At 73.0% G+C, this 6,232-nt stretch carries 6 protein-coding genes; all 6 read right to left on the reverse strand.

The window, feature by feature from the left end:
• Positions 1-69: 69 nt before the first annotated feature.
• Complete coding sequence (locus ABZ312_RS30710) at positions 70-897, reverse strand: SDR family oxidoreductase (protein WP_500439204.1); 828 nt, start codon at positions 895-897, stop codon at positions 70-72.
• Between the two features lie 106 nt (positions 898-1,003).
• Positions 1,004-1,681: a histidine phosphatase family protein gene (locus tag ABZ312_RS30715; RefSeq protein ID WP_500323641.1), complete on the reverse strand. Its 678-nt coding sequence runs from the start codon at positions 1,679-1,681 to the stop codon at positions 1,004-1,006.
• A gap of 91 nt (positions 1,682-1,772) precedes the next feature.
• Positions 1,773-2,660, reverse strand: a complete 888-nt coding sequence (gene gnd / locus ABZ312_RS30720) for a phosphogluconate dehydrogenase (NAD(+)-dependent, decarboxylating) (protein WP_500356570.1) — start codon at positions 2,658-2,660, stop codon at positions 1,773-1,775.
• 89 nt (positions 2,661-2,749) lie between these two features.
• A complete protein-coding gene (pgi, locus tag ABZ312_RS30725; protein ID WP_500323639.1) occupies positions 2,750-4,399 on the reverse strand; it encodes a glucose-6-phosphate isomerase in 1,650 nt (549 codons plus the stop codon).
• A complete protein-coding gene (gene opcA / locus ABZ312_RS30730; RefSeq protein ID WP_500323638.1) occupies positions 4,392-5,450 on the reverse strand; it encodes a glucose-6-phosphate dehydrogenase assembly protein OpcA in 1,059 nt (352 codons plus the stop codon). Before opcA ends, pgi begins: the two co-directional genes overlap by 8 nt.
• Positions 5,447-6,232 (reverse strand): glucose-6-phosphate dehydrogenase (locus tag ABZ312_RS30735; RefSeq protein WP_500439199.1); only part of this gene is annotated, 786 nt, incomplete at its 5' end. The genes opcA and ABZ312_RS30735, both read right to left, overlap by 4 nt.

Genomic DNA, 6,232 nt, shown 5'->3' on the forward strand with positions numbered 1-6,232 from the left:
GGCCGGTGTCCCCGGCGACACGGCCCGCGCGCCTCCCGGTTCCATCCGATGGGCAGTCGGGCCCGCGTCCTACCGGGGGTGGAGGAACTCCCGGGCTCCGCGCAGACGGGTCCGTATGCGCCGCTGGGTGGCGCTGCTGTCGAGGCGGACGTCGAGGGGGCCGGGCACGGGGCCGTCGATGCGGCGTCCGGCGCGCAGCGAGGTGGCGTCGAGTCCGTCGCGGCGGGCGATGAGCCCGCCCAGTTCGTAGCGGTTGAGGGCGTCCGTCCCGGCGAGGTGGAACACGCCCGAGGCGTCGGACACCGCGAGTTCCCACAGAGCGGAGGCGAGGTCCTCGACGTGCACCGGGCAGCGGACGTCGTCGGTGAACAGGACGCCGTCGCGTACGCCTGCGGCCAGGTCGTGGACCAGGCGCTCGTGCGCGGATCCGCCGTCGCCGATGATCAACGAGGTACGCGCGACCACGGCGGCCGGCGCCAGGAGCCGCACCGCGGTCTCGGCGGCGGCCTTCGCCGCGCCGTACGGGCTGATGGGATCGGGCAGGCAGGTCTCGTCGTAGTGGACCCGGCCCCCGGAGAAGACGGCGTCACTGGAGACGTGGACCAGGCGGCAGCCGTGTTCCGCGGCGGCCAGGGCCACGCGGACCGAACCGTCGGCGGTGACCTCCCAGTCGCTGTACCCGCTGCTGGCGTTGACGACGGTGTCGGGGGCGACCTCGGCCAGTACCTCGCCGAGGTGCCCCGGGGCACGGAGGTCGAGGTGGTGCCACGGGACACCGGGGACCCCGCCGGGGTGCCGGGAGCGGTACGTCGCGGCCGTCTCGAGACCCGCGGCCGCGGCCTGTCGTACGAGTTCCCTGCCAAGGAACCCGCTGCCGCCGACGATGAGGACCTTCACGGGCTTCACGGGCTTCACGGTAGGGCAGACGCAGGACCGGCGGGGCTCCTCCGCCCCGGAAGACGGCGAAGGCGGGGGAGGAAGTTCCCGACGGGGCGACGCCCCCTCACCGGCCCGGGGACGAGTCGTGCTCGGGGCGCCGCTGCGGGGGGATCACGCCGGACGGGGAGTGCGCGCCGGTCGCCGGGGCGCCCGTGGTGTTCCAGGCCTTGATGACGGGGCGGTCGTGCTCGGTGCCGAGCCGGCTGACGGTGCCGGTGTCCAGGGCGAACAGCGATCCGGCCGACGGCGGCAGGCCGAGGCGACGGGCGGTGAGGACGCGCAGGATGTGGCCGTGCGCGACGAGCAGCACGTCGCCCGCGGCGGGGTCGCGCAGCAGCGGCTCGACGCGCGCGAGCACGCGGTCGGCGCGGCGGCCGACGTCCTCGGGGCCCTCCCCCGGATGGTCCGCGGGGCCGGGGGCCACGCCGTCGGCCCACAGGTTCCAGGTCGGACGGGTGCGGTGGATCTCGGCGGTGGTGACGCCCTCGTAGCCCCCGTAGTCCCATTCGCTCAGGTCCGGGTCGATCTCGGCACCGGGCACCCCGGCCAGTTCGGCGGTGCGTACGGCGCGGCGCAGGGGGCTGCTCAGGGCGAGGGCGATGTCGTGCCCGCGGAGCAGGTGGGCGACGCGGGCCGCCTCCCCCTCGCCGTGCGGTGTCAGGGGCAGGTCGGTGTGGCTGGTGTGCTGTCGGGACAGGGTCCACGCGGTTTCGCCGTGGCGGAGCAGGAGCAGGTCGCCCATGGTCGTTCATCCACTTTCGGCACGGAGGAGGAGGGTGGTGCGGGTGAGGCGGTACGGAGCCCGCGCCGGCGGGCGCGGGCTCCGGCGGTGGCTAGGCCTTGTCGTCCGCGGTGGTGACGGCGTGGCCGCCGAACTGGTTGCGGAGCGCGGCGATCATCTTCATCTGCGGGGAGTCGTCCTGGCGGGACGCGAAGCGCGCGAAGAGCGACGCGGTGATCGCGGGCAGCGGCACGGCGTTGTCGATGGCCGCCTCGACGGTCCAGCGGCCCTCGCCGGAGTCCTCCGCGTACCCCCTGAGTCCGCCGAGGTGCTCGTCCTCGTCGAGGGCGCCCACGGCCAGGTCCAGCAGCCAGGAACGGATGACGGTGCCCTCCTGCCAGGAGCGGAACACCTCGCGCACGTCGGTGACCGAGTCGACCTTCTCCAGCAGCTCCCAGCCCTCGGCGTAGGCCTGCATCATGGCGTACTCGATGCCGTTGTGGACCATCTTCGCGAAGTGGCCGGCGCCGACCGCGCCCGCGTGGACGAAGCCGAAGTCGCCCGCGGGCTTGAGGGCGTCGAAGACCGGCTGCACCTTCTCCACGTGCTCCGCCTGGCCGCCGACCATGAGGGCGTAGCCGTTCTTCAGGCCCCAGACGCCTCCGGAGACACCGGCGTCCACGAAGCCGATGCCCTTGGCGGCCAGCTCCTCGGCGTGCTTCTCGTCGTCCGTCCAGCGGGAGTTGCCGCCGTCGACGACGATGTCGCCCGGCTCCAGGAGGCCGCCGAGCTCGTCGACCACGGACTGGGTCGGGGCGCCGGCCGGCACCATCACCCACACCACGCGGGGTGCGTCGAGCTTGTCGACCAGTTCGGTGAGGCTGCCGACGTCGGCCAGGTCGGGGTCCCGGTCGTAGCCGACGACGGTGTGGCCGGCGCGGCGGATCCGCTCGCGCATGTTGCCGCCCATCTTGCCGAGGCCGACGAGTCCGAGTTGCATGTCAGGTGCTCCTTCTGTGTGTCGCAGGTGTGGTCGGCGGGCGGCGCGCACCCGTGGCCGGGCGGCGCCGCCGTGGGAGTTCCCCCGGGTCAGTTGCCCCGCAGGGAGCGGTACGCGGCCACCAGGGCCGCGGTGGAGGGGTCGAGTCCGGGCACGTCGGCTTCGCCGGTCAGGGCGGGTTCGACGCGCTTGGCGAGGACCTTGCCGAGCTCGACGCCCCACTGGTCGAAGGAGTCGATGTTCCACAGGGCGCCCTGGACGAAGACCTTGTGCTCGTAGAGCGCGATGAGCTGGCCCAGGACCGCGGGGGTCAGTTCGGTCGCCAGGACGGTGGTGGTCGGGTGGTCGCCGCGGAAGGTCCGGTGCGGGACCTGCTCCTCTGGCACGCCCTCGGCGCGGACCTCGTCGGCGGTCTTGCCGAAGGCGAGCGCCTGACCCTGCGCGAACAGGTTGGCCATCAACAGGTCGTGCTGGGCGGTGAGTTCCGCGGACAGCTCGCCGGCCGGGCGGGCGAAGCCGATGAGGTCCGCCGGTATCAGCTTCGTGCCCTGGTGGATGAGCTGGTAGTACGCGTGCTGGCCGTTGGTGCCGGGCGTGCCCCACACGACGGGGCCGGTCTGCCATGCCACGGGGTGCCCGTCGCGGTCCACGGACTTGCCGTTGGACTCCATGTCCAGTTGCTGCAGGTAGGCGGTGAACTTGGAGAGGTAGTGGGAGTACGGCAGGACGGCGTGCGACTGGGCGTCGAAGAAGTTGCCGTACCAGACGCCGAGCAGTCCGAGGATCAGCGGCGCGTTGGCCTCCGCGGGTGCGGTGCGGAAGTGCTCGTCGACGGTGTGGAAGCCGTCGAGCATCTCACGGAACCGTCCCGGGCCGATGGCGATCATCAGGGAGAGGCCGATCGCCGAGTCGAAGGAGTAGCGGCCGCCCACCCAGTCCCAGAACTCGAACATGTTCTCCGGGTCGATGCCGAACTCCGCGACCTTGCCGGTGTTGGTCGACAGGGCGACGAAGTGCCGGGCGACGGCCTTCTCCTCCCCGTCGAGCCCGGCCAGCAGCCAGCTGCGCGCGGAGGTGGCGTTGGTGATCGTCTCGATGGTGGTGAAGGTCTTGGACGCGACGACGAACAGGGTCTCGGCCGGGTCGAGTCCCTGCAGGGCCTCGTGGAGGTCCGCGCCGTCGACGTTGGAGACGAAACGGAACGTCAGCGAGCGGTCGGTGAACGGCCGCAGCGCCTCGTACGCCATGGCGGGGCCGAGGTCGGAGCCGCCGATGCCGATGTTGACGACGTTCCTGATCCGCTTGCCGGTGTGGCCGGTCCACCCACCGGAGCGCACCCGGTCGGCGAAGGCGGACATCTTGTCGAGCACCGCGTGGACCCGCGGCACGACGTTCTCGCCGTCCACCTCGACGACGGCGTCCCGCGGCGCGCGCAGGGCGGTGTGGAGGACGGCCCTGCCCTCGGTGACGTTGATCTTCTCGCCGCGGAACATCGCGTCGCGCAGCTCGAACACGCCGGTGGCGGCGGCCAGGTCGCGGAGCAGGGCGAGGGTCTCGTCCGTGACCAGGTTCTTGGAGTAGTCGATGCGCAGGTCGCCGACCTCCACCGTGTAGCGCCGCGCGCGTGCGGGGTCCGCCGCGAACAGCTCGCGCAGGTGCGGTCCCGGCCGCGTGGCGGCGCGGTGCTCCGCCAGTGCGGCCCACTGCGGGCGGTGGCTCGGCTCGGGTGTGTCAGGCATCGTCCTTCTCCTGGTTCTCGTGCTGGTGCGCGCGCTGCGGCGGCACCGGGGCGGCCTTCGCGGAACGGGCCCTGGTGGAGGCGGCCTTCGCCGCCCGGGCCGGGGCGGCCTTCGCCGGGAGGGCCTTCGTGCGGGGCGCCTTGACCTGGGCCCGCAGCGCGGCGGCGTAGGCCTCGTCCGGGTCGAGACGGCGGAGCTCCTCCGCGATGAGCTCGGCGGTGGTGCGCACCTTCAGCGCCAGGGCGCGGGTGGGCTGTCCGGGGATGGACAGCCGGGCCACGGCGCCCTCGGGGCGGTCGATGGTGACGTCGCCGTCCGGGGTGCGCAGCCGGACCGCGGTCACCACGGGCCCGTCGGTGACGACCCGTTCGACGGGCACGCGCAGCCGGTCGGCGAACCAGCGGGCCAGCAGTTCGGCGCTGGGGTTGTCGGCCTCGCTCTCCACGACCGCGGACGTGACCCGGGCCTGGGCCTGGTCCAGCGCGGCGGCGAGCATGGAGCGCCACGGCGTCGTCCGGGTCCACGCGAGGTCGGTGTCGCCGGGCGCGTACGCACCGGCCCGGGCCGCCAGTGCCTCCAGCGGCCGGTCGACCGCGTAGGCGTCGGTGATGCGGCGCTGGGCGAGGGCGCCGAGCGGGTCCTTGGCCGGTACGTCGGGTGCGTCCGCGGGCCACCAGATGACGACGGGGGCGTCGGGCAGCAGCAGCGGCAGGACCACGGAGTCGGCGTGCCCGGCCACTTCACCGAACAGCCTCAGCAGCACCGCCTCGCCGGATCCGGCGTCGGAGCCGACGCGGACCTCGGCGTCGACGCGGGAGGGGGTGCGCCGGCCGCTGGTGCGCGACGGCCGCTTGATGACGACGAGCGTGCGCGAGGGGTGCTCCTGCGCCGCCTGCTCCGCCGCCTTCAAGGCGTCGTGGGCGTTCTCCTCGTCGGTCACGATGACCATGGTCAGGACCATGCCGACGGCGGGGGTGCCGATGGCGCGGCGGCCCTGCACCAGGGCCTTGTTGATGTGGCTTGCCGTGGTGTCGGTCAGGTCGATCCTCATGGCCTGCGCCAGCTCCGTCCGTCTCGTGCGAGCATCTCGTCGGCCTCCGCGGGGCCCCAACTGCCCGCGGTGTACTGCGCGGGCCGTCCGTGCGTGTCCCAGTACCGCTCGACCGGGTCGAGGATCTTCCAGGACTCCTCGACCTCCAGGTGGCGGGGGAAGAGGTTGGCGTCACCGAGCAGCACGTCGAGGATGAGCCGCTCGTACGCCTCGGGGCTGGACTCGGTGAAGGACTCGCCGTAGGCGAAGTCCATCGTCACGTCGCGTATCTCCATCGACGTCCCGGGCACCTTCGAGCCGAAGCGCACGGTGATGCCCTCGTCGGGCTGGACGCGGATGACGATCGCGTTCTGCCCGAGTTCCTGCGTCGCCTCCGGGCCGAAGGGGGAGTGCGGGGCGCGCTGGAAGACGACCGCGATCTCGGTGACGCGGCGGCCCAGGCGCTTGCCGGCCCGGAGGTAGAAGGGGACGCCCGCCCAGCGACGGTTGTCGATCTCCAGCTTGATCGCGGCGTAGGTGTCGGTCCTGGACTCGGCGTCGATGCCGTCCTCCTCCAGGTAACCGTCCACCTCCTCCCCGCCCTGCCAGCCGTGCGCGTACTGCCCGCGCACCGTGTGCGCGCCCAGGTCGCCGGGGAGCCGTACCGCGCGCAGCACGTTCAGCTTCTCGGACAGGAGCGACTCGGCGTCGAAGGAGGCGGGCTCCTCCATGGCGGTCAGCGCGAGGAGTTGGAGCAGGTGGTTCTGGATGACGTCGCGCGCGGCGCCGATCCCGTCGTAGTA

The sequence above is a fragment of the Streptomyces sp. NPDC006207 genome (assembly GCF_040613835.1).
In the GTDB taxonomy this organism is placed as follows: Bacteria; Actinomycetota; Actinomycetes; order Streptomycetales; family Streptomycetaceae; genus Actinacidiphila.